Below are 24,078 nucleotides of genomic sequence, written 5' to 3' on the forward strand. Positions count from 1 at the left end.
TCCATTCCGTACTCACAAACCATAACCACGCAAATCCCACCATGGCAAGGCCATAGCCAGGTCGCTCCCAATAATTGATGGTGGACAGCATTTTTCACACTCGATCTTGCCGCGTAGCGCACTTGACGCTAATCTGGACACGTGTCCAGTGAAGTTATGGCAGCCCTCACAGATGAAACGCCGCGGAACAAGCGGCAAGAAGAGACGATCCACAAAATCGTCACGGCGGGCCGGGAGCTGCTCGGCGAGACCACATACGCAGACATGACGATCCGCGGTGTCGCAGCCCGCGCGAAGGTCGCCCCCGCCACCGCGTACACGTACTTCTCGTCAAAGAGCCACCTTGTCGCTGAGATCTATCTGGACCTCATCCATGAGGCGCCCTACTTCACGGACGTCAATGACACCCAGGCCACCCGGGTCACCAAGACGCTGCGAAGCCTGGCTCTTGTCGTTGCCGACGAGCCCGAAATCGCGACCGGCTGCACCACGGCGCTGCTGAGCAATACCGACGAGGCCGTGCGCAGTGTCCGCGACAAGATCGGACTGGAGATCCATCGGAGGATCCGTTCCGCGATGGGGCCGGACGCCGATCCACGCGTGGTATCGGCCCTCGAAATGACGTTTTTCGGCGCGCTCATGCACGCGGGTAGCGGCACCTTCACGTATCACCAGATCGCCGACAAGCTGACCTTCGTCGTGGATCTCATGTTGGGAGAGCGCGACCGATGAGCCGCTTGCGCGAAGAGACGAGGGAAATGACGGCGTCACCTCTAGCGCTCGACCCGTACAACTATGACTTCCACGAAGACCCGTACCCGTACTACCGGCGATTGCGTGACGAAGCACCGCTGTATCGCAACGACGAGCTGAACTTCTGGGCGCTGTCGCGACACCACGATGTGCTGCAGGGCTTCAGGAACAGCGAGGCACTGTCCAACGCCAATGGTGTCTCGATGGACAAGGCCTCCTTCGGGCCGCACGCCAAACTCGTCATGTCGTTCCTGGCCATGGACGACCCCGAGCACCTTCGGCTGCGCACGCTGGTATCAAAGGGATTTACCCCCAGGCGCATTCGTGAGCTCGAGGAACAGGTCGTCGCGCTGGCACGCACCCATCTGGAACGAGCACTGGCCGGCGCGTCCGACAGGTCTTTCGACTTCATCGCCGATTACGCCGGCAAGCTGCCCATGGACGTCATCTCCGAGCTGATGGGTGTGCCCGAACCCGACCGCACCCGCATCCGGGAGCTGGCCGATGGCGTCATGCATCGCGAGGACGGACTGGCCGATGTGCCGCCCGAGGCCATTCAGGCGTCGATCGATCTGATGACGTACTACATCGACATGGTCAAGCAGCGTCGTCGCCGCCCCACAGGAGACCTGACATCGGCGCTGCTGCAAGCGGAAATCGACGGGGACCGACTCACCGACGAAGAGGTGCTGGCATTCCTGTTCCTCATGGTGATCGCCGGGAACGAGACCACCACCAAGCTGCTGGCCAACGCGGTCTACTGGGGCCATCGCAATCCCGACCAACTCGCGGCCGTGCATGCCGATCACGAGCGCATACCGCTGTGGGTGGAAGAGACACTGCGCTATGACACATCAAGCCAAATTCTGGCTCGCACCGTCGCCCAGGACATGTCGTTCTACGACACCACGATTGCGGCCGGTGACGTTCTGTTGCTGCTCCCCGGGTCGGCCAACCGCGACGACCGGGTATTCGACGGCGCCGACGAATACCGCATCGGCCGCGAGATCGGCGCCAAGCTGGTCAGTTTCGGCAGCGGCGCGCATTTCTGCCTCGGCGCACACCTGGCCCGCATGGAGGCCAAGGTGGCCCTGACCGAACTGTTCACCAGGATCAGGCGCTACGAGATCGACGAAAGCAACTCCGTACGTGTGCATTCCAGCAATGTCCGTGGATTCGCCTACCTGCCCATCACCGTGGAGGTCAACTGATGCCGCGTTTTGATCCGCACCCAAAGCGGCGCCCGTCCATCATCGCCGGAGCCTCCTCGGGCATCGGCGCGGCAACGGCCATCGAACTGGCGGGCCGCGGATTTCCGGTCGCGCTCGGCGCCCGCCGCGTCGACAAGTTGACCGATCTCGTCGACAAGATCCGCGCCGACGGCGGCGAGGCCGTCGCGTTCCCGCTGGACGTCACCGATGCCGACTCGGTGAAATCGTTTGTCGCGGAGAGCATTGACGCACTGGGTGAGATCGACCTTCTGGTATCCGGCGCCGGTGACATGTACCCGGGCCGCGTCCATGAAATGAGCGCGGACACCTTCGCCGCGCAGATTCAGGTACACCTGCTGGGTGCCAATCGGCTCGCCACATCGATCGTGCCCGATATGGTGGCGCGCCGGCGTGGTGATGTCATCTTCATCGGCTCCGATGTCGCACTGCATCAGCGTCCGCACATGGGCGCCTACGGTGCCGCCAAGGCGGCACTGCTCGCGATGGTCAACACCATGCGCATGGAGTTGGAGGGCACCGGCGTTCGGGCATCGATCGTGCATCCCGGCCCCACCCTGACCTCGATGGGCTGGCAGCTCTCCGCCGAGCAGGTCGCTCCCATGCTGGAGGATTGGAAGAGCTGGGGTCAGGCGCGCCACTCCTATTTCCTGCGCCCCTCCGATATCGCGCGTGCGGTCTCCTTCGTCGCCGAAACACCCAGGGGTGTACACATCCCCGAGATGGAGGTGCAGCCCGAGGCGCCACTCAAGGATGCACCGCCGGACAAACAGAAGCTTGAGCTCGGTGAAGAAGGGATGCCGTCATGACCACACCCACCGTCCCCCGAGTCTCCGGCGGCGCGGATCAGTACGGGCATCTCGAGGAGTTCCGTACCGATCCCATTGCGCTGATGAAGCGCATCCGTGAGGAATGCGGAAACGTCGGCACTTTCCAGCTCGCCGACAAGCAGGTCGTCTTCCTTTCCGGCGCCGAGGCCAACGAGTTCTTCTTCCGTTCCAGCGATGAAGATCTGGACCAGGCCGAGGCCTACCCGTTCATGACACCGATCTTCGGCAAGGGGGTGGTCTTCGACGCCGATCCCGAACGCCGCAAGGAGATGTTGCACAATGCGGCACTGCGCGGTGAACAGATGAAGGGGCACGCGGCCACGATCGAAAATGAAGTACGCCAAATGATCTCGCGCTGGGGTGAGAGCGGCGAGATCGACCTCCTGGACTTCTTCGCCGAACTGACCATCTACACCTCGTCAGCCTGCCTGATCGGCAAGAAGTTCCGCGATGAACTGGACGGCAGATTCGCCCACCTCTACCACCAGCTGGAGCAGGGCACCGATCCGCTGTGCTACGTGGACCCATACCTGGAGATCGAGAGTTTCCGCCAGCGCGATGAGGCACGCCTGGGCTTGGTCGCGCTGGTTCAAGAGATAATCAACGGCCGGGTGCAACGGTCCGCTAGTTCCCCGACGGATAAGAGTCAGCGCGACATGCTCGACGTGCTGATCATGATCAAGGACGAGGATGGCAATCCCCGCTTCACCGCCGACGAGATCACCGGCATGTTCATCTCGATGATGTTCGCCGGGCACCACACCAGCTCGGGGACCGCCTCATGGGTGCTCATCGAGCTGCTGCGCCATCCCGATATCCAAACTCAGGTCATCGATGAACTGAACGAGCTGTACGCCGACGGCAGCGAGGTGAGTTTCCATGCGCTGCGGCAGATCCCGAAGCTCGAGAACGTGCTCAAGGAAACCCTGCGGCTACATCCGCCCCTGATCATCCTGATGCGGGTCGCCAAGGGCGAATTCGAGGTGGGTGGGTTCCCCATCCACGACGGGGACATGGTGGCGGCCTCCCCCGCCGTCTCGAACCGGATTGCCGAGGACTTCCCCGACCCGGACGGCTTCCTACCTGACCGCTACGAGAAGCCGCGCCAGGAAGACATCGTCAACCGCTGGACGTGGATACCGTTCGGCGCCGGCCGGCACCGCTGCGTGGGCGCCGCCTTCGCCACCATGCAGATCAAGGCGATTTTCTCGGTGTTGTTGCGCGAGTATGAGTTCGAGATGGCCCAGCCCGCCGACTCGTACCACAATGACCACTCCAAGATGGTGGTGCAGCTGGCGAAGCCCGCCAAGGTCCGCTATCGCCGCAGGAGTAGCGGGGCCGGCGACACCCAACACCGGAGCGCCTGATGACGTACCGGGTCGACGTAGACGCCGATCTGTGCCAGGGACATGCCATGTGCGAGCTGGAGGCCCCCGACTACTTCCGCGTGCCGAAACGCGGCACCGTCGAAATTCTGAACCATGAACCACCCGAGGACGCCCGCGACGAGATCGAGCGGGCCGTCGAGGAGTGTCCCGTCCGAGCACTGTTCATCACCGAGAAATAGGAGCGTCGACGATGCCGCAATTCCCCCGCCAAGAACTCGACGATGTCGTCGCGGACTGGCTCCAAGCCAACCTGGATGCCGAGAAGACAGGCGACTGGAAACCGTTGGCACGCTTCTACACTGATGACGCCACCTACGGCTGGAACATCGGCCCCAAGGAAGACGTGATGTGCGTCGGTATCGATGAAATACGCGACATTGCGTTGGGGCAGGAAATGGAAGGGTTAGAAGGCTGGACGTACCCGTATCAGAAGGTGATCGTCGACGACAGGCAAGGCGAGGTCATCGGATTCTGGAAGCAGGTGGTCACTGGTGGAAATGATGAAGCAGGCGGTGACGATCTGACCGTCTACGGCATCGGGGGCAGCTGGTTCCGGTATGCGGGTAACGGCCAATGGAATTGGCAGCGCGACTTCTTCGACTTCGGCCACGTGTCCGCCCTGTACATGGATCTCATCAAGGCAGGCAAGCTCAGTGAAGGCATGCAGAAGCGCATCCAGCGCGGCCTGTCGGGCGAGAAGGTGCCCGGCTACTACCCCCTGGGCAAGACCCCGGTCCCCCTCTGGTGACCGCCATGAAGACCGCCGCCGAATTGGGCCTTCCCGCGGATTTCGATTTCACCGATCCCGAGTTGTACGGGAACCGGATGCCCCATGAAGAGTTCGCCACCCTGCGTCGCGAAGCTCCCGTCTGGTGGAACCCGCAACCGCGCACCGTCGGCGGGTTCACCGACGACGGGTATTGGGTGATCACCAAACACCATGATGTACGGGAGGTTTCACTACACACCGATATCTTCTCATCGGGCCGCAAGGGTGCCATTCCCCGCCTTGAGGATCACATCAGCCCCGAAGAGTTCCAGGCCACGCTGTCGGTCCTCATCAACAAGGACGCCCCCGAGCACACCCAACTTCGCGGATTGGTGTCGCGCATGTTCACGCCGCGCTCCATCGCGGCGCTGCGTATCACCCTGGAGGAGCGTGCCGAGCGAATCGTGCAGGCGGCACTGGACGGCGGGCATGGCGAGTTCGTCCGCGAGGTGGCCAGCGAGCTGCCGATGCAGGCCATCGCCGAATTGATCGGCGTCCCAGAGGAAGACCGCGTCAAGCTCTTCGAGTGGAGCAACCAGATGACGGGGTATGACGAGGCCGATGTCGAGATCGACCCGCGTATCGGCGCCGCGCAGATCCTCGGATACTGCTATCAGCTCGCCGAACAGCGTCGCGACTGTCCGGGGAACGACGTGGTGTCCCGCCTGCTGTCCGGCACGGTGGACGGTGAGCAGCTCACGCCCGAACAGTTCGGATTCTTCGTCGTGATGCTGTCGGTGGCGGGCAATGAAACCACCCGGAACGCAACCACCATGGGCATGATGGCGTTCCTGGAACACCCCGACCAGTGGGAGCTGTTCAAGACCGGCCGCCCCGCTACCGCGGTTGACGAGATTGTCCGGTACACCTCGCCACTGATCTCACAACAGCGAACTGCGCTGCAGGACACCATGATCGGCGGCGTACCCATCGCGGCGGGCGAACGGGTGGTGATGCTCTATCCGTCCGCCAACTTCGACGAGGAAGTCTTCGAGAACCCGCATACCTTCGACATCACGCGCGACCCCAACCCCCATCTGGGTTTCGGTGGCACGGGTGCGCACTACTGTCTGGGCGCCAACTTGGCGAAGGTTGAGCTGGAGATCATCTTCAACAAGATCGCTGACCGAATGCCGGACATCTCGCGCATCGGGGATGCGCCCCGATTCCATTCGGGGTGGATCAACGGCATCAAGAAGTTCGACACGGCGTACTGTCCTCGGTCTGATCGTCCGGCGAGAAACGCCCGAACCGCACAAACATCAGGGTGAACAGGGCAAGCACGGAACATCGAAAGGCCACCTCGGTCCCGGTCCACTGCGTTGAGCGCCACATCTGGAACCACTCACCGCCGATCACGATGAACCCTCCAAAGAACTGCACGATCACCATCAACAACCCTGCCGTGGACACTGCCCGCGCCTGGGATGTACGGCCCCACAACCATTGCCACACGCTCACCAGAAGTACGACGCCCGCAAGCGCCTCCCACACGATGATGAGGCAGTAGGTCACGGTCTGCGCCGCCGGCGAACGAACCGCGCGCCACATGATGTCGACATCGAGTCCCTGACCGGCCGGTTGGCCAAAGTTGGTGGTATCCATGGCGAGAACATGACGAACGAACGCCTCATTGGTGTGGAAGTCGGTGATGTTTCCGAACGCCACCACAAGCATGTACAACGCCATCAACCCCACGAGCACGGTGCAGACCATCCGGGCGGTACCAAGCCTTGCTAGTACAGCCCCCACGCGATGAATCAACAAACCTCCTCGGCGAGCGTCACCGCAGGGTCGCTATTGCCCGAAGCGCCGGTTCCTCGCGGCGTAATCGCGCAGTGCGCGCAGGAAATCCACCCGCCGGAACTCTGGCCAGTACGCGTCGGTGAACCACATCTCGGAATAGGCACTCTGCCAGAGCAGGAAGCCGGACAACCGCTGCTCCCCCGATGTGCGGATCACCAGGTCTGGATCCGGCTGCCCTGAGGTGTACAGGTTCTCGGAGATGCCCTCAACAGTCACCGCCTGCACCAGCTGCTCGGCAGTGGCGCCGTTGGCGAGCTCCTTGTTCAGCAGGGTGCGCACCGCGTCGGTGATCTCCTGCCGGCCGCCGTAGCCGACCGCGACGTTGACATGGAAGCGAGCATCCGAAGGGGCGGACTTCACGGCCTGGCGCATACGTTCGGCCACTTCGTCGGGCAGCAGATCGAGGTCACCGACGCTACGCACACTCCACCGGTTCTGCGGAGCGCACAGCTCCTCGACCACATCGGTGATGATCTCCAGCAGCTCCCCGAGTTGCTCCGGGTCACGCGTCAGATTTTCCGCCGACAGCAGGTACACAGTGGCCATCTCGACGCCGGCATCCTCACACCAGCCGAGCATCTCACCGATCTTGCGGGCGCCCATCCGGTATCCGTGGCTGACATCGGTGTACCCCGCCGACCGTGCCCAACGACGGTTTCCGTCACACAGGACAGCGATATGCCGAGGTTTCGACGCCTTGGCCAGCTCCTGACGGAGCCGCATTTCGTAAAGCTTGTACAGCGGTTCCTTCAGCGTCGGCGGGATGATCTCCACAGACCCAGCCTAGCGAGCCAGTCGCGCACCGGAGCAGCAGATATCGATCTGCACAGAACGTTCACAATCACCGTCCAGACAACAAGGGATACTGTGACGCATGCAGACCGATGAGTCTCCTGCACCCGAAGCACCCACCGCTGAACTCTCCATCCCGATGGCCGCACTGGTCGGCGGCATCGAGACCTTGCCGATCAAACCCAAGGCACGCGGCTGGATCCATTTCTATGCCTGCGTCATCGCGATCGTCACGGGGATTGTGCTGGTATCCGTCGCATGGTCGGTGCGCTCACCAAAGGCCGGCCTCGCGACCGCCATCTACAGCCTGACAGTGCTGGGCGTGTTCGGCGTCAGCGCCGCGTATCACCGGGTGAACTGGAAATCGCCGACCACCCGCACCTGGATGAAACGCCTCGATCACTCGATGATCTTCGTGTTCATCGCGGGCAGCTACACGCCCTTCGCGATGCTCGCGATGCCGCGATCGGAGGGCAATCTGGTGCTGGCCATCGTGTGGGGTGGCGCGCTCGCCGGGGTGATCCTGAAGATGTGTTGGCCGACGGCTCCGCGTTGGGTGGGAGTGCCGCTGTACCTGCTGCTCGGCTGGGTCGCTGTCGGCTTCTTCCCGACACTGCTCCATGGCGCCGGAGTGCCCGCGGTGGTGCTGCTGATCGTCGGCGGCGCCCTCTACAGTATCGGCGCCATCTTGTACGCCGCGAAGTGGCCCAACCCGTGGCCGCTGCACTTCGGGCACCACGAGTTCTTCCATGCCGCGACGGTCATCGCCGCGACATGTCACTACATCGCGGTCTGGTTCGCCGTCTTCTCGTAACGGCCCCTCACGCGAGCGCCGCCTGAACCGTGGCGAAGTTCCGGACAACGGATTCGGCGTCGTCGGCAGCCATCGTGTGGACGACGCGGCCGAGGGCCGATTCCTCGTCACTCGTCAGGGGCACCCCGTCCGCGGTTTTCCCGACGATCGAACTCACCTGTCGGACCCAAGCCTGGAGCAGAAGGATGCGCTGCCTGCAGTAATCGGCATAGCCGGCGTCGTAGTGGTCCCCCAGGTGGATGCGGGCCGAGTTCAGGTGCTCGTCAAAGTAGGCCGCGCTCGCGGCGTGCGCGATCCCCCGCGCACGCGAGTCGTTCGGCTGTGGCCGGTTCCCGTCGATCCAGCCACGCACCGCCGCGATGATCGGGCTGAGCGCCGCACGCTGCGCCACGCTCAGCCCGCTCTCGAAATCGAACTGCCGGACCGTATCGCCGACGAGGTCAAGGGCCCCCTTGAGCTCGTCGGCGTTCACGTCGACCGGGCGTTGCGGGTCCAGCATCTGCATCGTCCTGGTGAAGACGAAGACTCGCTGCAGATAGCTGTACAGGAAGCCCAGCCCTTCGAGCTGGTCGCGTGCAGAGGCAATCATGCGGCGAACATACAGCGCCGCAAGCGGTCTAGAGCTGCTTGATGTCGTCCTGGGTCCAGAAGGCCCGCATCGAGGTGATCTTGCCGTTGTCGTCGAAGGTCATCACGTCGATGGGCGCGATGACCATGCCGCCGTTCGCGTGCTTGATGGTCAGCTCGAAGTTGAACGCGGCCTCGTTGTTCGTGGCCCGCACCAGCTTCAGCTCGCCGTGACGGTCCAGCGGCTCGATGGTGGCGTAGAAGCCCTGGATCGCCTCACGGCCCTTGAGGACGTCGGCACCCAGCGGATCCTCCACGGTCGCGTCATCGGCGTACAGGTCGGCGATCTGCGCTGCGGTGCCCGAGGTGAGCAGATCGCAGTAGCTCTGGACGACGGCGAGAACTTGTTCGCGGGTTACGGTCATGCCCCGGACGCTACCTACCCAACGCGGCGTCTAATTGTGCGGTCCCGGTGACCGGGAGATCGCAGACGGTGCCCCGGCACACGTAGGCCGCGTCGGCGTCGTTGATCTGTCCCCTGTCGCGCAGTAGCTCGCTCGAATCCTTAACCCCACCAACGACAATCGCACCACCGGGGGCGGACAGCCGGGCCCGTCGCAGCAACGCGGAGGTCTCCGCGTCACAGGCCACCGCCACCTGGATCGGCCCGCGGACCGCGGCTTCGGCCACCGCCAGCCAATGACCGGCCGACCGCGGTGCGCGCGCCAGTGCCATGGACGCCGCCGACAGCGAGGCCTGCGCGGCGCCCCGGTACCGGGCCTCCTCCAGCAGATAGCCGGCGATAAGCAAGGCTTCGGTCACCGAGGACGCCCCGGACGGGGTCGCACCATCAAGCGGATCGCTCGGACGCAGCACCAGCTGCTCGGCATCGTCGGCGACATCGAACCAGGCGCCGGGCGATTCCGGATCGGCGAAATGGTCCAGGGCGGTGTCCAGCAGCTGTGCGGCAGCCTCGCGCCAACGCCATTGGCCGGTCACCTGATACAGCGAGAGCAGGCCCGTCGCGAGTGTGCCGTAATCCTCCAGCACACCGTCACCGTCCGATACCTGGCCTCCCAGACTCGCCCGCCGCAGCCGCCCGTCACGCACATGCAGCTCCAACAGTGCGGCGGCACACCCACCCGCCGCGTCCAGCAGATCATCACGGTCCAGGGCGATCGAGGCTTCCACGAGCGCGGTGATCGTCAGCCCATTCCAGGCGGTGACCGCCTTGTCGTCGCGGCCGGGTTGCACTCGCCGCAGCCGCTCCGCCAGCAGCACCGCGCGTACACGTCGCCACCGATCCACGTCTGCATCGCCTTCGGGGTCACGCAGCAGCTGCAGCACCGAGCTGCCGTGCTCGAACGTTCCCGTCGGCGTCACTTCGAAAAGTGTTGCGGCCCAAGCGCCATCCTCGGGGCCCAGAACCTCGGCAAGCTGCTCGGGTGTCCACACATAAGTGGAGCCTTCGGAGCCGTCGGCGTCGGCATCCAGCGACGAGACGAACAAATCCCCCACCCGCAGCTCGTTCAGCAGGAAATCGGCCGTCTCCGAGGCGATCCGACGTGCCAGCGCATCGCCAGTGCGGCGCGCCCAATGCGCGTAGACGCGCAGCAGGAGTGCGTTGTCGTACAGCATCTTCTCGAAGTGCGGCACCACCCAGGCGGCGTCCACGCTGTACCGCGCGAACCCTCCGGCCAACTGGTCGTAGATGCCGCCGCGCGCCATCGCCGTCGCGGTCCGGGCTACCACCCCGAGCACCGCGGCGTCCCCGGTTCGTTCGTATCCGCGCAGCAGCGCCTCCAACAGAGACGACGGCGGAAACTTCGGCGCCCCACCGAAACCCCCGAAGCGCATGTCCTCGGCCGGCAGGATCGCGGCGATGGCGGCATCGCACAGCGCGATGTCCACACCCGGCCCCGCGGGTAGGCGGCCCGACATCTCTTGCAGCTGACCGGTGATGCTCGATGCGGCCTCTTCCACCTCATCGCGACGTTGGTCCCAGGCCTCGCGCACCGCCGAAAGCAGCTGCAAAAAACCCTGTTTCGGATAGTACGTGCCGGTGTAGAACGGCCGGCCGTCCGGGGTCAGGAAACATGTCATGGGCCATCCGCCCTGGCCGTTCATCGCGACGGTCGCGTTCATGTAGACGGCATCCAGATCGGGACGCTCTTCACGATCGACCTTGATGTTGACGAACCCGGCATTCATGACGGCGGCCACCTCGTCGTCCTCGAAGGACTCGTGGGCCATCACGTGGCACCAATGGCACGCCGCGTACCCGACCGACAGCAGGATCGGCACGTCACGAGATTGTGCTTCCTGCAACGCTTCCGGCGTCCACTGCTGCCAGTGCACCGGATTGTCGACGTGCTGACGCAGGTATGGGCTAGTCGCCTCGCCGAGCCGGTTAACGGTCATCGCCCCGCTGATCGGTTGAATCCGAAGGAGTCTCGGGTTTGTCGGCGGACGTTCCCACCGTGCCATCGTCGACCGCCTGATCGGGCTCGGGATGCTCGGGATCGAACGTCTCCGGCAGCTTGCGCAGATGCGCGTTCATCGAACGGATCAGAAAGAACGTGCCCACCAACAGCAGCACCACCACCGTCAAACCGAAGGGGCCGGCCTTACCGAAGTCCGGCCCGACGTTGGTCGGGCTCTTCTCGTCGGCGAGCACCAGCACGGCGTCCATCAACATCATTTGGTTTCAACTCCTGCGAACAAATCGTCCTCGGGGGTGCTCGTCGGCACCCGTGACTTCGCGAGCTCGAAGTCCTCGGTGGGCCACAGTCGCCGCTCGAACTCGCGAGGCACTGCGAAAAAGCTACTGTCCGGCGGGATCTGCGACGCGTGCGCACGCAACGCCGCGTCCCGGGCGTCGAAGAAGTCCGCGCAGGGCACCCTGGTGGTCACCCGGCGGTCGAAGGTGTCGTCATCGGCCGGCCAGCGCTCGAGCCATTCATCGAACGGGCCCTTGTATCCGTGGTTCTTGCACTCATCGTTGAGCAACTGCATGCGCGCTCGCATGAACCCATGGTTGTAGTAGATCTTGCTGACGGTCCACGGCTCGCCCGCCTCGGGAAACTGGTCAGGATCGGCTGCGGCGTCGAAGGCCGCCATCGACACCTCGTGGCACCGAATGTGATCCGGGTGCGGATAGCCGCCGTTCTCGTCGTAGGTCGTCATGACGTGGGGGCGAAATTCCCGGATCACCGCAACCAGCTTGGCGATCGGCTCCTCGATGGGCACCAGTGCAAACGAATCCGACGGCAGGGGCGGCAGCGGGTCGCCCTGCGGCAGCCCCGAGTCCACGTAGCCGAGCCAGCGGTGTTGCACGCCGAGCTCGGCAGCGGCCTTGGCCATCTCCTCGCGGCGGATGGTCCCGATGTTCGCGGCAACCTCGGGACGGTCCATGGCCGGATTGAGAATGTCGCCGCGCTCGCCACCGGTGAGGGTCACCACCATCACGTCATTGCCCTCGGCGGCGTACCGCGCACTGGTGGCGGCTCCCTTACTGGCCTCGTCATCGGGGTGGGCGTGCACCGCCATCAATCGCAATCCGGTCACCCGTGCGCCCGCCTCTTTCTGTCAGCCATCACTGCTCTCGCGCCCCCATCGTTTCATCTCGGGTATACCCGTCATACCGTTGACCCGTGCAGCGACCAGAGGAGCGTTACGGCACCAAGCCCGCCAAGCCCCAGCGCGGCCGCTGGATCGCCATCGGACTGACCGCATTGGTCATCGTGGCGGGGGTCGCGATCGCCGCGATCGGATATAGCCGCTTGGGACCCGGGGACGTCAAGGGCGAACTTTCCGCCTACAAGCTCGTCGACTCCTCGACGGTCTCCGTCACCGCCTCCGTGGAACGCAAAGACCCGTCCAAACCCGCCGTCTGCATCCTGCGCGCACGATCCATCGACGGCAGTGAGACCGGACGGCGCGAGGTGCTGGTGCCACCGTCGTCGGAACGATCCGTACCGGTCACAGCCCTGGTGAAGTCGACGCGCCCCCCGGTGACCGGAGACGTTTACGGCTGCAGCCTGGCGGTTCCGGTGTATCTGGTCGCATCCTGACCTAAAACCTGCCGCCAACGGCCCCACGGAACCACACCCGGTGCCATCAGACAGACGTCGGCAACGTTCACATCGGGCAAACCTCCACCAAAAATAGGCTGAACATCACAGCGACAGTGGTATGCTGGGCGGATACACGGATCCCTGCTGGGACCGTGTATTGCTGCATTTTGGAGAGTGAAAGCCGCAGCAATGCACCCAACCCGGCACCCGATAGATGAGCGCCAGTGGACGTTGCTGGCCTGAGGCAAGGAGTACCTGCACCATGACCGACACCCAGGTGACCTGGCTGACCCAGGAATCACATGATCGGCTCAAGGCGGAACTCGACCAACTGATCGCCAACCGCCCCGTCATCGCCGCCGAGATCAACGAGCGCCGCGAAGAGGGAGACCTGCGCGAGAACGGTGGCTACCACGCCGCCCGCGAAGAACAGGGCCAGCAAGAGGCGCGCATCCGTCAGCTGCAGGAACTGCTCAACAACGCCAAGGTGGGTGAAGCGCCGACCCAGTCCGGCGTCGCGCTGCCCGGTTCCGTCGTCAAGGTCTACTACGACGGCGACAAGGGCGACACCGAGACCTTCCTCATCGCCACCCGCCAGGAGGGTGTCAAGGACGGCAAGCTCGAGGTGTACTCCCCCAGCTCACCTCTCGGTGGCGCACTGATCGACGCCAAGGTCGGCGAGACCCGCAGCTACACGGTGCCCAACGGCACCGAGGTGCAGGTCACGCTGGTCAGCGCCGAGCCGTACCACGAGTAAGGCTCCACCTACCGCTCCTCTTGAACCGTCAGGCCGGCCGCGACGATTGCGTCGAGGACGGCCTGACGGTGTTCTGGCCCCCGTGTCTCGACGGTCGCCAGCACATCCACCTCGCCCAGACGCAGACGCTCGCTGTTACGCCAATGCGTGACGTCGACGACGCTGGCGCCCGAGGAACGGAAAACATCCAACAGACCCGAAAGCCCGCCGGGTGCGTCGGCGATGGTCACGCGCACCGTCAGGTAGCGCCCAGCCGCCCGCAGACCGTGGGTGATGACGTGGGTGAGTAGCAGCGGGTCGATGTTTCCGCCCGAGAGCACCGCGCACACCGGGCCGGTGAGTCCCAGCTCTTCGGCGGACAGGGTGAGCAGCGCGGCCACCGCGGCAGCCCCGGCGGGTTCCACCACCAGCTTGGCCCGCTCCAGGCAGAGCAGCAGCCCGCGCGATAACGCCTCCTCGCTGACGGTGACCACATCGTCGACCAATGCGGCCACATGCTCGAAGGGCACCGCTCCGGGCTTACCCACCGCGATGCCGTCGGCCATGGTGTCCATCGATTCCAGTGCCACCGGGTGCCCGGCTTTCAGCGACACCGGGAAGGCGGCGGCACCGGCGGCCTGCACCGCGACGATCCGCACCTCCGGCCGCGCCGCCTTGACCACTGCGGCGATGCCCGCGACGAGGCCGCCGCCGCCCGCGGGCACCACGACGGTGCCCACCTCAGGGAGCTGCTCCAGGATCTCGAGTCCGACGGTGGCCTGCCCGGCGACGACATCGCGATGGTCGAAGGGATGAATGAGTACCGCGCCGGTTTCCGCCGCGAACTCCGTCGCGGCCACCAGTGCCTCGTCAATCGTGCTGCCCGTGAGGTGCACGGTTGCACCGTAGGCGCGGGTCGCGACGATCTTGGGTAGTGCCGCCCCCACGGGCATGAACACCGTCGACGGGATACCCAGCGTGGTCGCCGCCCAGGCCACGCCCTGGGCGTGGTTACCCGCGCTGGCCGCCACCACCCCGTTCACCCGTTGGTCGTCGGGCAGCAGACTGATCCGGTTGTAAGCCCCGCGCGGTTTGAAAGATCCTGTGCGTTGCAGGTTTTCGCACTTGAGGCGCACCTCGTGCCCGCAGCGGTCACTGAGCGCACGGAAGGCCACCATCGGTGTGCGTCGGATCACAGGGGCGAGCCGCTCGGCCACCTCCTGGATCTCCTGGACCGTTACCAAACCCGTTGCTCCCGCGGACTCTGTCGCCATGCCAGGCATCATGTCACCTGTTCTGCCGCTATTGTCCCCTCATGCCACAGATTGCGGAGGACCTCCTGCTTCTGTTGCTGAACAATGCCTCGGGACGGCCGCTGCTGGACAAGAATCGGCGCGCGCAGGCTCTAGCTGCCGCGATCGTGTTGGATCTTGCTCTGGCACAACGCGTTCGACCGGCAACACACGGTGAGCCCTCGAAGGCCGGCCATCTGCTCGTGTTGCAGGCTCCCGATATCGGGGATCCGGTGCTCGACCGGGCGATACACCGGCTGCGACGACGGCCGATGAGCCCGGCGGAGGCGATCACCAAGGTGGGCCGCGGAGTGAACTCGCAGATGCTGCATCGGCTGGAGATCACCGGCGACATTCACACCGTACGGATGGGTAGCCGACTTTTCCCCGAGAAGTACTGGCCGGTGACCAACAACGAGCGCGCCAACGCCGTACGTCAGGGCGTCACGGATGTGTTGTTCCACTACGCACCGCCCGCGCCGAGCACCGCTGCCATCATCGCAGTGCTACACGGGGTCAACGGATTCGACGCGATCTTGAGTCTGGACCCAATCGGCAGACAGCAGGTGTCCCGCTGGTCGCAAACGATTGCCGACGGCGGATGGGCTGCCCAGACCCGCGACAATCGCGGTCCTGCGGTCAATCTCGCAGTGACCGCCGCGGTCATCTCGGCGGCCCTGCATTCAATGAACCATTGCGTCTAGCGCAAGGCGTGCTCGAGATCCCCGATCAGGTCGCTGACCTCTTCGATGCCCACCGAGAGCCGCACCAGATCTTCCGGTACCTCCAGCAGTGATCCGGCAGTCGACGCATGCGTCATGGCACCGGGATGCTCGATCAGCGACTCAACGCCGCCCAAGGATTCAGCCAGAATGAAAAGCTCTGTTCGCGAGCACAAGTCGAGTGCGGCCTGGCGCCCTCCGGCGAGCCGCACGCTGATCATTCCCCCGAATCCACCCATCTGCTTGGCGGCCACCGCATGCCCGGGATGGCTGTCCAACCCCGGGTAGATGGTGTGCGCCACCGCGGAATGGCCCGCCAGGAACTCGGCCACCGCTTGCGCGTTCTCGCTGTGTCGCTGCATCCGCAATGCCAGGGTCTTGATGCCCCGATAGGTCAGGTAGGCATCGAACGGGCCCGGCACGGCGCCCGCCCCGTTCTGCAGGAACGCGAACGCGGTGTCCAGCTCCTCGTCGTTGGTGAGCAACGCACCACCCACGACATCGGAGTGTCCGCCAATGTATTTGGTGGTGGAGTGCAACGCGATATCGGCGCCGAGATTCAGCGGCTGCTGCAACGCGGGCGAGGCGAAGGTGTTGTCCACCAACAGCTTCACCGAATGCTCTGCCGCCACCTGTGCGACCGCCGCGATATCGGCGATGCTCAGCAGCGGGTTGGTGGGCGTCTCCAGCCAGATCAGCTTGGTGTTGGGGGTGATCGCCGCACGAATGGCGTCGACATCGGCCACCGGCACCGGGGTATGACTAATCCCCCACTGCGAGAACACCTTGTCGATGAGGCGGAAGGTGCCGCCGTAGGCGTCGTTGGGGATGATCAGGTGATCGCCGGGACGCAGCAGCGCACGCAGGACGCAGTCGGTGGCCGCCATCCCCGATGAGAACGCCCTACCGAAGTGGGCGTCCTCCAATGCCGCCAGCGAGGACTCGAGAACGGCGCGCGTGGGGTTACCCGTGCGTGCGTACTCGAAGCCTCCGCGCAGCTGACCGACGCCATCCTGGGCGAAGGTCGAGCTGGCGTAGATCGGCACGTTGACCGCGCCGGTCTGCGGATCGGCATGGAAACCGCCGTGGATGGCCCTTGTGGAAAACCCTTGCCACCGAGACGCGTCGGCGGCGCTGCGCTGCTCACTCATCGGGTCCGAGCCTATACCGGACCGGTAGGTGTGAGACAGCCCAGCGCCGCCTGGCGATTACTTCTACTTGGGAACGACGACGGTCTTCACTAGCATGTCGGCGATCGTCTGACGCTTCGCGGTGAAGAGCGGCAACAGGAAGCCGATGTAGCAGATGACGGCATCGAGGAAGTGCGCGATCTGACGCACCACGGACATGCCGAATCCGATGGGCTGACCGGTGGTCTCGCTCAGCACCTTAATGCCGAGTATGCCCTTACCGATGGTCGAGCCGGTGTCACCCTGCTTCTTCAGATTCCAGAGCCAGAAGGCAAGCGCCGCGATACCGAAGATGGTGACCGCAGCCATGCCGAGGCCGGTGAAGCTGTAGACCTCGGCGTCCTCGCCATAGGACATGCCATTCATGGAATCGCTGTCATACACGCTTGACGAGAAGCTCTGCTTCTCGGCGGTGGCCATCGCGATGCCGTATCCGATCCAGTACAGGATCGCGACAATCCCGTTGTCGATCAGAGCAGCGCCAACACGCTTGATCCAGATCTCAAAATTGCTACCCGGCAGGGCCGGCGCACCGGCGGCAGGAGGAGGCGGCGGGTAAGCGCCCGGATCCTGCGGCGGGGGTGGTGGAACTTCGGTCACGATTGTCCTCCAGTTCGTATGACACGCATCAGCGTCGACCAACAGAGCACATTACGCGTCCAGCGTTTCCACAGGTTGGCTTCCGCGAAACGATTTGGGGCGAAATTCAGTGCCGTACGCCCCTACCCGAGGAGACGAATCCCAGCAGGTCATGGCGGGTAATAACGCCAACGGGCTTGCCCTCGTCGACGACCATCACCGCGTCGGTGTCACGCAGCATGGACCCGGCAGTGCTCAGCGGTTCACCCGAGCCGACCAGCGGCAACGGTGGGCTCATGTGCTCAGCCACCGCATCAGCGAGTTGGGCCCGGCCTTCGAATACCGCTGACAGCAGCTCTCTTTCAGAGACAGACCCGGCGACCTCACCTGCCATGACGGGCGGTTCGGCACCCACGACCGGCATCTGCGACACCCCATACTCGCGCAGGATCTCGATGGCGTCACGCACCGTCTCCGACGGATGAGTGTGCACCAAATCCGGTAGTGCACCGGACTTTCCGCGCAGCACGTCACCCACGGTCGGCTCGGAGACGCTGCCGTCCAGACGGCTGCGCAGGAACCCGTAGGAGGACATCCAGCCGTCGTTGAACACCTTGGACAGATATCCGCGGCCACCGTCCGGCAACAGCACGACGACCAGCCCATCGGGACCGACCCTCTCGGCCAACCGAATTGCCGCCACCACTGCCATCCCGCAGGATCCGCCGACCAGCAATCCCTCTTCCCGGGCAAGGCGGCGAGTCATCTCGAACGAGTCCGCATCGGATACCGCGATGACCTCGTCAACCACACTGGGGTCGTAGGCGGTGGGCCAAAAGTCCTCTCCCACACCTTCGACGAGGTAGGGGCGGCCGGTGCCGCCGGAATAGACCGATCCCTCCGGATCGGCACCGACGACCTTGACGGCACCCCCCGATACCTCCTTGAGGTACCGGCCCGCGCCCGTGATCGTCCCTCCGGTGCCCACCCCGGCGACGAAATGGGTGATCTTGCCGTCGGTGTCGGCCCAGATTTCCGGGCCGGTGGTCTCGTAGTGGCTGGCGGGGCCGTTCGGATTGGAGTACTGGTCGGGCTTCCAGGCGCCCTCGATCTCACGCACCAGGCGGTCCGAGACGTTGTAGTAGCTGTCGGGGTGCTCCGGCGGTACCGCGGTGGGGCACACGACGACTTCGGCCCCATAGGCCCGCAACACATTCCGCTTGTCTTCGCTGACCTTGTCGGGGCACACGAATACGCAGCGATACCCCTTGCGCTGGGCGACCAGGGCCAGTCCGACGCCGGTGTTACCCGAGGTGGGTTCGACGATGGTGCCACCGGGCTTGAGCAGGCCCGCCTCCTCGGCGGCCTCGATCATCTTGACGGCGATGCGGTCCTTGGAGCTGCCGCCGGGGTTGAGGTATTCGATCTTGGCGGCCACCGTCGCGTATCCCTCGGGCACCACCGAGTTCAGCCGGACGAGGGGGGTGTTACCGATCAGATCCGAGACATGCTGGGCGATGCGCATGCCGGTAACGCTATTAGACCGACGAGCAGCTCGCGCAAAGAGGCTCCATCACCGACGGCTGGTTCGCGCGCCGAGGACCTCAGGCAGGGATCAGACCGCAGCCGGTGCGACGAACTCGGCCGAGGACGTCTCGGGCACCGCGTCGCGGATGTACTGGCCGATCTGCGCCAGCGACCTCTTGGCCTCGGGCACGATCTTGGTGGCCACCTGGAAGACGTGCATCTGGCCGGGCCAGATCTTGATCTCCACCGGCACCCCCTGCTCGGCCAGGCGCTGCCCCAGCAGGCGAGCGTCGTAGAGCAGCACCTCCGACCCGGAGCAATGCACCAGCGTCTGCGGCATCCGGCCGTCGACCTTGTCGATGATCTCTTGTGGGGGTATGCCGCCACCGGCCTTGGTGAGAATCTTCTCGAGCGCCTCAAAGCAGTTGGGCGGCAACATGACATCGGTCTTGGCATTCTCGTGCGCCACCTTGGGCGCAGGATCCAACTCGATGAGCGGCGAGATGAGGGCCAGCGCCGCCGGGGCCTCACCGTCCTCAGCCAGCAGGCGTTGAGCCACGGCTACCGACAGAAAACCGCCCGCCGAATCACCCGCCAGCACAATCTGATCCGCCGCATATCCCTGCGCGCGCAGCCAGCGGTATCCATCGAGGCAGTCGTCGACGGCCTGGTCCAGGGAAGCCTTCGGCGGCATCCGGTAATCAACCACCAGACACGGTGCGTCGGCATGCTGGGAGATGGTGGACACCATGGCGCTGTGGGTGTTTGGGCCACCGACGATGAACGCGCCGCCGTGCAGATACAGCACCACACGCCCGGTGCCGTCTGCCGGCCCGACACCCTTGGCGCGAATCAGCCGCGCGTTGGTGTTCGCCAGCGTGACGGTCGCCTTGACCGTGCCACGCGGGGGAACCAGGACGCGGCCCAGCTCTTCGATCAGCCCAAAGGGGTACGGGAGCGTGGGGGCGTGGCTGCCGATCTGCAGCACCGTGCGCACCGTCATCCGGACGCCGAATCCGAGCAGCTGCGCAGCCAGACTGGCCGCGTCCTCGATCACTTCGACGGCGGCGCCATCACTCAGCGGCAGGCCGCGGACCAGCGTGTCCAGGGCACTCCGCGAGGATCCTGCAGACCCTGTCGCATGCCCGTATCCGGGAGCGTCCTTCGGTGCGGTCATCTGTTCAGGCTCCTTTGCCTAGCCAGTGTCCTGCGTGTACTCAGGCTGCTAGCTGGCAGCTAGCGCCCGATGGACTATACCCATCAACAAGCAACAAACCGCTTTCGATACCGCATCGTCCCTGCCTCATTTCTCGTAATGCTGGTCAGAGGACTGGCGCGGTGTGTCGCGGTCAGTGAAAATAGCCAGCGTGAGCATCCTCGCCACGCGCCGACGCACCGTCTGGGCAGCCCTGAGCACCGGGGCCGCGGGCGCCGCGATGGGCACTGCCGGGTGGGGCGCGTACAGCTTCCTGAATGCGCAGGCCAGGCAGGTTCGCCGCGTGGTCCCGAAGACACATGACGCTCCCCCCGTCGCCGACGGCGTGTACGCACCGGGCGGCGGTCCGGTGACGAAGTACAGCCGCGGCGTTCAGTTCGACCTGCACCTCGCGATATTCGGTGACTCCACCGCCACCGGCTACGGCTGCCACGTCCCCGATGAAGTGCCCGGGGTGCTCTTGGCGCGCGGCCTGGCCGAAGAGTCCGGGAAGCGAATCCGCCTGTCGACCAAGGCGATATCGGGGGCGACATCAAAGGGATTGGCCGCCCAGATCGACGCCATGTCGATCATCGGCCCGCCACCGGACGCCGCGGTCATGATGATCGGCGCGAACGATGTGACCTCGCTCAACGCGGTGCGGGCCTCCGCGCAACGCCTGGGCGACGCGGTGCGGCGACTGCGCGCGGCCGGGTCCGTCGTCGTGGTGGGCACCTGCCCCGATTTCGGGGTGATCACCGCCATCCCGCAGCCGCTGCGCGCGGTGGTGCGCTCCCGCGGGCTGCGGCTGGCCCATTTCCAGACCGCGGCGGTACGAGCCGCCGGCGGCCTACCGGTTCCGCTTGCTGACCTGCTGGCTCCGGAATTCCTGCAGGCACCCGAGGAAATGTTCGCCGACGATCACTACCACCCCTCCGCCGCGGGATATGCGCTGGCAGCGCGGCTGCTGCTGCCAGCCCTCGCGAATTCACTCGGTGAATGGACGGGTGGGCCCATCCCGGATTTGCCGTGGGTGTCCGCAGCAGCAGAATCACAGACCATGAGCGCGCGGATGCGCGTCCTGGGCCGAATCTGGCGGCGTAATGCCGTGGAGATCGCTACCGGCATCACGGAACCCGACGATCTGCCCGCGGTGTCGCTGCATTAGATTCCTGGGGAGTAGAACCAGTACTAAATCCCCTATATTCAGGAGTTTTCATGCCCGAAGCCGTGATCGTTTCCCTTGCCCGCTCCCCGATCGGGCGGGCCGGCAAGGGCTCGCTGGTGAGCATGCGGCCGGATGACCTGGCCGCGCAGATGGTGCGCGCCGCTCTCGACAAGGTGCCCGCACTCGACCCCAAGGACATCGACGACCTGATGCTGGGCTGCGGTCAGCCCGGCGGCGAGGCCGGTTTCAACATCGGGCGCGCCGTAGCGGTGCAGCTGGGCTACGACTTCATGCCCGGCACCACCGTGAACCGCTACTGCTCGTCCTCGCTGCAGACCACCCGGATGGCGTTCCACGCCATCAAGGCCGGCGAGGGCCACGCCTTCATTTCCGCTGGCGTGGAGACGGTTTCGCGCTTCCCGAAGGGCACCTCCGACGGCTGGCCCGACACCCACAACCCGGTGTACGGCGAGGCCGAGGCCCGCACCGTCACCGCCGCGCAGGGTGCCACCGAATGGCATGACCCGCGCAACGACGGCCTGACCCCCGACGTGTACATCGCCATGGGCCAGACCGCCGAGAACGTGGCATTGCACACCGGCATCAGCCGCGAGGACCAGGACCACTGGGGCGTGCGCAGCCAGAATCGGGCCGAAAAGGCCATCGCTGACGGCTTTTTCGAGCGTGAAATCACCCCGGTGACCCTGGCCGACGGCACCGTCGTGTCCAAGGATGACGGCCCGCGCGCCGGCACCACCTACGAGGCCATCAGCCAGCTGAAGCCGGTGTTCCGCCCGAACGGCACCATCACCGCCGGTAACGCGTGCCCGCTCAACGACGGTGCGGCCGCGCTGGTCATCATGAGCGACGTGCGGGCCAAGGAACTGGGCCTGACCCCGCTGGCGCGCATCGTCTCGACCGGTGTCTCCGGACTGTCCCCCGAGATCATGGGCCTGGGCCCGATCGAGGCCGTCAAGCGCGCACTGGCGAACGCGGGCAAGTCGATTGGCGATATCGATCTGTTCGAGATCAACGAGGCGTTCGCGGTTCAGGTGCTGGGCTCGGCCCGCGAGCTGAGCATCGACGAGGACAAGCTGAACGTCTCCGGTGGCGCGATCGCCCTGGGTCACCCGTTCGGTATGACCGGTGCCCGCATCACCGCCACGCTGCTGAACAACCTGACCACCTATGACAAGACCTTCGGCGTCGAGACCATGTGTGTCGGTGGCGGCCAGGGTATGGCGATGGTCATCGAGCGGCTCGCCTAGTTCTCCCTTTCGTCGACACGCCGTGCTGCGGCGGGTTCGTCTCGTACGTTCCCGCCACGACACGGCGTGTCGGCGTTTGTGGCGCCTGCCAGCCATGCGGCAGGCGCCCGCTCACTAGAATTCCGTGGCGATGACCACTATCGGAACTCCCCTGTCACCGCGTGCCACCCGCGTCATGCTGCTCGGCGCGGGCGAACTCGGCCGCGAGGTACTGATCGCCCTGCAACGCCTGGGTGTCGAAACCATCGCCGTCGACCGCTACCAGGACGCCCCTGGACACCAAGTCGCCCACCACGCACACGTCATCTCGATGACCGACCCCGAGCAACTGCGCGCCCTCATCGAGGCCGAGAAGCCCGATCTGGTGGTTCCCGAGATCGAGGCGATCGCCACGGCCACCCTGGAGGCGCTGGAGGCCGAGGGTGTGGTGCGCGTGATCCCCACCGCTCGCGCGGCGCGGCTCACGATGGATCGCGAAGGTATCCGCCGGCTGGCGGCCGAGACACTCGAATTGCCTACCAGCCCTTACCAATTCTGCAGCTCGCTCGACGAGTTGCGGGCCGCGATCGACTCGGAATCCGGGGGCATCGGATATCCCTGCGTGGTGAAGCCACTGATGAGCAGCTCCGGCAAGGGACAGAGCAAGCTCGACGGACCCGCCGATGTCGAGAACGCCTGGGAGTACGCGATGGCGGGCAGCCGGGTAACCAACAACCGGGTCATCGTGGAGGGATTCGTCGACTTCGACTACGAGATCACGCTTTTGACGGTGCGGGCGCTGGGGGCGGACGGTGAGATCGAGACGAGCTTCTGCGCGCCCATCGGGCACCGGCAGGCCAACGGTGACTACGTCGAGAGCTGGCAGCCACATCCGATGTCGGACGAGGCCCTCCGGAGTGCTCAGCACATCGCGCGATCCGTCACCGAAAACCTGGGCGGTCAGGGAATTTTCGGTGTCGAACTGTTCGTCAAGGGCGATCAGGTGTACTTCAGCGAAGTCAGCCCACGCCCACACGACACGGGCATGGTCACCATGATCACGCAGTGGCAGAACGAGTTCGAGCTACATGCCCGCGCCATCCTGGGACTTCCCGTCGACACGACCATGAAGTCCCCCGGGGCCAGCGCCGTGATCTACGGCGGGGTCGACGCGCAGGGCGTGGTGTTCGACGGCGTCGAGGACGCTCTCCGGGTCCCGCGTACCGACGTGCGGTTGTTCGGCAAGCCGGAAAGTTTCGTCACCCGCCGGATGGGTGTGGCGCTGGCACGCGACGAGAGTGTGGACACCGCACGCCGCAATGCCGCCGAGGCCGCCGGCCGGGTCCGCGTTTCCGGCTGAGCCTTTCGACGAAAAAAGGGGCGCCCCTTGGCGGGGCG

Annotated in this window: 27 protein-coding genes; 15 read left to right on the plus strand and 12 right to left on the minus strand. The window is 65.0% G+C overall.

Annotated features, from left to right (window positions below):
* Window positions 1-141: 141 nt before the first annotated feature.
* Genes BKG76_RS04055 through BKG76_RS04085 form a run of 7 tightly spaced genes read left to right on the plus strand, consistent with a single transcriptional unit; the run spans window position 142 to window position 6,240 of the window.
* On the plus strand, window positions 142-732 hold the full coding sequence (locus BKG76_RS04055; RefSeq protein ID WP_070936183.1) for a TetR/AcrR family transcriptional regulator: 591 nt from the start codon (window positions 142-144) through the stop codon (window positions 730-732).
* Window positions 729-1,964, plus strand: a complete 1,236-nt coding sequence (locus BKG76_RS04060; RefSeq protein WP_407937635.1) for a cytochrome P450 — start codon at window positions 729-731, stop codon at window positions 1,962-1,964. Before BKG76_RS04055 ends, BKG76_RS04060 begins: the two co-directional genes overlap by 4 nt.
* Complete coding sequence (locus BKG76_RS04065; protein ID WP_070936187.1) at window positions 1,964-2,791, plus strand: SDR family oxidoreductase; 828 nt, start codon at window positions 1,964-1,966, stop codon at window positions 2,789-2,791. The genes BKG76_RS04060 and BKG76_RS04065 overlap by 1 nt, the downstream gene beginning before the upstream one ends.
* Entirely contained in the window at window positions 2,788-4,179 is a 1,392-nt protein-coding gene (locus BKG76_RS04070; protein ID WP_070936189.1) for a cytochrome P450, read from the plus strand. Before BKG76_RS04065 ends, BKG76_RS04070 begins: the two co-directional genes overlap by 4 nt.
* Entirely contained in the window at window positions 4,179-4,379 is a 201-nt protein-coding gene (locus BKG76_RS04075; RefSeq protein WP_070936191.1) for a ferredoxin, read from the plus strand. Before BKG76_RS04070 ends, BKG76_RS04075 begins: the two co-directional genes overlap by 1 nt.
* Window positions 4,380-4,390: 11 nt before the next feature.
* On the plus strand, window positions 4,391-4,948 hold the full coding sequence (locus BKG76_RS04080; RefSeq protein ID WP_070936193.1) for a Cif family virulence factor: 558 nt from the start codon (window positions 4,391-4,393) through the stop codon (window positions 4,946-4,948).
* Window positions 4,949-4,953: 5 nt separating this feature from the next.
* A complete protein-coding gene (locus BKG76_RS04085) occupies window positions 4,954-6,240 on the plus strand; it encodes a cytochrome P450 (RefSeq protein ID WP_083337904.1) in 1,287 nt (428 codons plus the stop codon).
* On the opposite strand, the gene BKG76_RS04090 is transcribed toward BKG76_RS04085, so the two are convergent.
* Together BKG76_RS04090 and BKG76_RS04095 are read right to left on the minus strand one after the other, a co-directional pair.
* Window positions 6,161-6,685, minus strand: a complete 525-nt coding sequence (locus BKG76_RS04090; RefSeq protein WP_070936197.1) for a DUF2165 domain-containing protein — start codon at window positions 6,683-6,685, stop codon at window positions 6,161-6,163. The genes BKG76_RS04085 and BKG76_RS04090 overlap by 80 nt on opposite strands.
* An 81-nt stretch (window positions 6,686-6,766) precedes the next feature.
* Complete coding sequence (locus BKG76_RS04095) at window positions 6,767-7,549, minus strand: (2Z,6E)-farnesyl diphosphate synthase (protein ID WP_070936199.1); 783 nt, start codon at window positions 7,547-7,549, stop codon at window positions 6,767-6,769.
* 100 nt (window positions 7,550-7,649) lie between these two features.
* Between BKG76_RS04095 and trhA the strand changes: the two genes are divergently transcribed.
* Window positions 7,650-8,381, plus strand: a complete 732-nt coding sequence (trhA, locus tag BKG76_RS04100) for a PAQR family membrane homeostasis protein TrhA (protein ID WP_070936202.1) — start codon at window positions 7,650-7,652, stop codon at window positions 8,379-8,381.
* Window positions 8,382-8,388: 7 nt separating this feature from the next.
* Here the strand turns inward: trhA and BKG76_RS04105 are convergent, their stop codons facing one another.
* The 5 genes from BKG76_RS04105 to mca are packed head-to-tail and all read right to left on the minus strand — an operon-like array spanning window position 8,389 to window position 12,515.
* Window positions 8,389-8,970, minus strand: coding sequence for a hypothetical protein (locus tag BKG76_RS04105; protein ID WP_070936204.1), 582 nt, complete (start codon window positions 8,968-8,970; stop codon window positions 8,389-8,391).
* Window positions 8,971-8,998: 28 nt separating this feature from the next.
* On the minus strand, window positions 8,999-9,373 hold the full coding sequence (locus BKG76_RS04110; protein ID WP_070936206.1) for a nuclear transport factor 2 family protein: 375 nt from the start codon (window positions 9,371-9,373) through the stop codon (window positions 8,999-9,001).
* A gap of 10 nt (window positions 9,374-9,383) precedes the next feature.
* The gene (locus BKG76_RS04115) at window positions 9,384-11,369 is read right to left on the minus strand and encodes a thioredoxin domain-containing protein (RefSeq protein WP_070936208.1); all 1,986 of its coding nucleotides are present in this window, start codon (window positions 11,367-11,369) and stop codon (window positions 9,384-9,386) included.
* Window positions 11,359-11,649: a hypothetical protein gene (locus BKG76_RS04120; protein WP_070936210.1), complete on the minus strand. Its 291-nt coding sequence runs from the start codon at window positions 11,647-11,649 to the stop codon at window positions 11,359-11,361. The genes BKG76_RS04115 and BKG76_RS04120 overlap by 11 nt, the downstream gene beginning before the upstream one ends.
* Window positions 11,646-12,515, minus strand: a complete 870-nt coding sequence (mca, locus tag BKG76_RS04125) for a mycothiol conjugate amidase Mca (RefSeq protein WP_070936212.1) — start codon at window positions 12,513-12,515, stop codon at window positions 11,646-11,648. The genes BKG76_RS04120 and mca overlap by 4 nt, the downstream gene beginning before the upstream one ends.
* 86 nt (window positions 12,516-12,601) lie before the next feature.
* Here mca and BKG76_RS04130 point away from each other — a divergent pair, with 86 nt between their 5' ends.
* Window positions 12,602-13,021, plus strand: a complete 420-nt coding sequence (locus BKG76_RS04130) for a DUF4307 domain-containing protein (protein WP_070936214.1) — start codon at window positions 12,602-12,604, stop codon at window positions 13,019-13,021.
* A gap of 265 nt (window positions 13,022-13,286) precedes the next feature.
* Window positions 13,287-13,781, plus strand: coding sequence for a transcription elongation factor GreA (gene greA, locus BKG76_RS04135; protein WP_005059312.1), 495 nt, complete (start codon window positions 13,287-13,289; stop codon window positions 13,779-13,781).
* Window positions 13,782-13,789: 8 nt separating this feature from the next.
* Here the strand turns inward: greA and ilvA are convergent, their stop codons facing one another.
* Complete coding sequence (gene ilvA, locus BKG76_RS04140; protein WP_236737517.1) at window positions 13,790-14,938, minus strand: threonine ammonia-lyase; 1,149 nt, start codon at window positions 14,936-14,938, stop codon at window positions 13,790-13,792.
* Here ilvA and BKG76_RS25270 point away from each other — a divergent pair.
* Together BKG76_RS25270 and BKG76_RS04145 are read left to right on the plus strand one after the other, a co-directional pair.
* A complete protein-coding gene (locus BKG76_RS25270; protein ID WP_236737518.1) occupies window positions 14,900-15,115 on the plus strand; it encodes a hypothetical protein in 216 nt (71 codons plus the stop codon). The genes ilvA and BKG76_RS25270 overlap by 39 nt on opposite strands.
* Entirely contained in the window at window positions 15,076-15,756 is a 681-nt protein-coding gene (locus BKG76_RS04145) for a GOLPH3/VPS74 family protein (protein ID WP_070936218.1), read from the plus strand. Before BKG76_RS25270 ends, BKG76_RS04145 begins: the two co-directional genes overlap by 40 nt.
* Here the strand turns inward: BKG76_RS04145 and BKG76_RS04150 are convergent.
* The 4 genes from BKG76_RS04150 to BKG76_RS04165 form a co-directional block, all read right to left on the minus strand.
* Window positions 15,753-16,925: a cystathionine gamma-synthase gene (locus tag BKG76_RS04150; protein ID WP_070936220.1), complete on the minus strand. Its 1,173-nt coding sequence runs from the start codon at window positions 16,923-16,925 to the stop codon at window positions 15,753-15,755. The two genes, BKG76_RS04145 and BKG76_RS04150, sit on opposite strands and share 4 nt — an antisense overlap.
* A 63-nt stretch (window positions 16,926-16,988) precedes the next feature.
* Window positions 16,989-17,564 carry an RDD family protein gene (locus BKG76_RS04155; RefSeq protein ID WP_070936222.1) on the minus strand — a complete coding sequence of 192 codons (576 nt, stop codon included), beginning with the start codon at window positions 17,562-17,564 and terminating at the stop codon, window positions 16,989-16,991.
* A gap of 106 nt (window positions 17,565-17,670) precedes the next feature.
* Complete coding sequence (locus tag BKG76_RS04160; protein ID WP_070936225.1) at window positions 17,671-19,068, minus strand: cystathionine beta-synthase; 1,398 nt, start codon at window positions 19,066-19,068, stop codon at window positions 17,671-17,673.
* Between the two features lie 90 nt (window positions 19,069-19,158).
* Entirely contained in the window at window positions 19,159-20,247 is a 1,089-nt protein-coding gene (locus BKG76_RS04165) for an alpha/beta hydrolase (RefSeq protein ID WP_070936228.1), read from the minus strand.
* Between the two features lie 190 nt (window positions 20,248-20,437).
* On the opposite strand from BKG76_RS04165, the gene BKG76_RS04170 reads away from it, so the two are divergent.
* The 3 genes from BKG76_RS04170 to purT all read left to right on the plus strand — a co-directional run bounded on the left by BKG76_RS04170 (window position 20,438) and on the right by purT (window position 24,040).
* Window positions 20,438-21,433 (plus strand): SGNH/GDSL hydrolase family protein, encoded by a 996-nt coding sequence (locus BKG76_RS04170; RefSeq protein ID WP_070936230.1) that lies wholly within the window; start codon window positions 20,438-20,440, stop codon window positions 21,431-21,433.
* A gap of 50 nt (window positions 21,434-21,483) precedes the next feature.
* Complete coding sequence (locus BKG76_RS04175) at window positions 21,484-22,701, plus strand: acetyl-CoA C-acetyltransferase (RefSeq protein WP_070936232.1); 1,218 nt, start codon at window positions 21,484-21,486, stop codon at window positions 22,699-22,701.
* A gap of 130 nt (window positions 22,702-22,831) precedes the next feature.
* Window positions 22,832-24,040, plus strand: coding sequence for a formate-dependent phosphoribosylglycinamide formyltransferase (purT, locus tag BKG76_RS04180; protein WP_070936234.1), 1,209 nt, complete (start codon window positions 22,832-22,834; stop codon window positions 24,038-24,040).
* Window positions 24,041-24,078: the final 38 nt, after the last annotated feature.

The organism is Mycobacteroides franklinii, assembly GCF_001853795.1.
In the GTDB taxonomy this organism is placed as follows: domain Bacteria; phylum Actinomycetota; class Actinomycetes; order Mycobacteriales; family Mycobacteriaceae; genus Mycobacterium; species Mycobacterium franklinii.

Coding starts and splice junctions, on each gene's coding strand:
- BKG76_RS04160 (WP_070936225.1), bottom strand. CDS start 19,068: ATGCGCATCGCCCAGCATGTCTCGGATCTGATCGGTAACACCCCCCTC.
- BKG76_RS04065 (WP_070936187.1), top strand. CDS start 1,964: ATGCCGCGTTTTGATCCGCACCCAAAGCGGCGCCCGTCCATCATCGCC.
- BKG76_RS04145 (WP_070936218.1), top strand. CDS start 15,076: ATGCCACAGATTGCGGAGGACCTCCTGCTTCTGTTGCTGAACAATGCC.
- BKG76_RS04165 (WP_070936228.1), bottom strand. CDS start 20,247: ATGACCGCACCGAAGGACGCTCCCGGATACGGGCATGCGACAGGGTCT.
- BKG76_RS04175 (WP_070936232.1), top strand. CDS start 21,484: ATGCCCGAAGCCGTGATCGTTTCCCTTGCCCGCTCCCCGATCGGGCGG.
- BKG76_RS04115 (WP_070936208.1), bottom strand. CDS start 11,369: ATGACCGTTAACCGGCTCGGCGAGGCGACTAGCCCATACCTGCGTCAG.
- BKG76_RS04075 (WP_070936191.1), top strand. CDS start 4,179: ATGACGTACCGGGTCGACGTAGACGCCGATCTGTGCCAGGGACATGCC.
- BKG76_RS04060 (WP_407937635.1), top strand. CDS start 729: ATGAGCCGCTTGCGCGAAGAGACGAGGGAAATGACGGCGTCACCTCTA.
- BKG76_RS04120 (WP_070936210.1), bottom strand. CDS start 11,649: ATGATGTTGATGGACGCCGTGCTGGTGCTCGCCGACGAGAAGAGCCCG.
- trhA (WP_070936202.1), top strand. CDS start 7,650: ATGCAGACCGATGAGTCTCCTGCACCCGAAGCACCCACCGCTGAACTC.
- BKG76_RS04090 (WP_070936197.1), bottom strand. CDS start 6,685: ATGGTCTGCACCGTGCTCGTGGGGTTGATGGCGTTGTACATGCTTGTG.
- BKG76_RS04070 (WP_070936189.1), top strand. CDS start 2,788: ATGACCACACCCACCGTCCCCCGAGTCTCCGGCGGCGCGGATCAGTAC.
- BKG76_RS04105 (WP_070936204.1), bottom strand. CDS start 8,970: ATGATTGCCTCTGCACGCGACCAGCTCGAAGGGCTGGGCTTCCTGTAC.
- BKG76_RS04150 (WP_070936220.1), bottom strand. CDS start 16,925: ATGAGTGAGCAGCGCAGCGCCGCCGACGCGTCTCGGTGGCAAGGGTTT.
- BKG76_RS04080 (WP_070936193.1), top strand. CDS start 4,391: ATGCCGCAATTCCCCCGCCAAGAACTCGACGATGTCGTCGCGGACTGG.
- greA (WP_005059312.1), top strand. CDS start 13,287: ATGACCGACACCCAGGTGACCTGGCTGACCCAGGAATCACATGATCGG.
- ilvA (WP_236737517.1), bottom strand. CDS start 14,938: ATGGTGGCCTTCCGTGCGCTCAGTGACCGCTGCGGGCACGAGGTGCGC.
- BKG76_RS04110 (WP_070936206.1), bottom strand. CDS start 9,373: ATGACCGTAACCCGCGAACAAGTTCTCGCCGTCGTCCAGAGCTACTGC.
- BKG76_RS04085 (WP_083337904.1), top strand. CDS start 4,954: ATGAAGACCGCCGCCGAATTGGGCCTTCCCGCGGATTTCGATTTCACC.
- purT (WP_070936234.1), top strand. CDS start 22,832: ATGACCACTATCGGAACTCCCCTGTCACCGCGTGCCACCCGCGTCATG.